The organism is Vibrio sp. 10N.222.48.A3 (assembly GCF_041475345.1).
Taxonomy (GTDB): domain Bacteria; phylum Pseudomonadota; class Gammaproteobacteria; order Enterobacterales; family Vibrionaceae; genus Vibrio; species Vibrio tasmaniensis_A.
On record NZ_JBFRVX010001443.1, the window covers coordinates 1 to 353 of the forward strand.

The window sequence follows — 353 nt, forward strand, 5'->3', positions numbered from 1 at the left end:
AATGTAGGCTTTGTCGGTAACTGCTTTGCCTTTGAACTCAAAACCCTCACCTTCTTTCTTGTCTAAGAAAGCCAATGACAGTTGGTCTGAGTTGCCGAAGGTTAGATCTAAACGGCCGTTTTGCAGATCCAGATACACTTCATCTTGCCCTGTGTAACGCTTAATGTTGGCAACACTGCCAAACTTATCCGTTACGTAGCGATCGTGAATCGTACCTTGCTGAACACCGATGGTTTTGCCCGTTAAGCCAGCCTCATCAACGCTGAACTCCGCGCTTTTAGCAGCAACAAACACGGCTGGTGTTTGGTAGTACTTATCAGTAAATAAGATTTTACGCTTACGCTCTTCAGTAA

1 pseudogene is annotated in these 353 nt (G+C 45.0%); it reads right to left on the bottom strand.

The features are described 5' to 3' along the window. A pseudogene (locus AB4653_RS27005) lies at positions 1–353 on the bottom strand (ABC transporter substrate-binding protein); the annotation flags it as partial.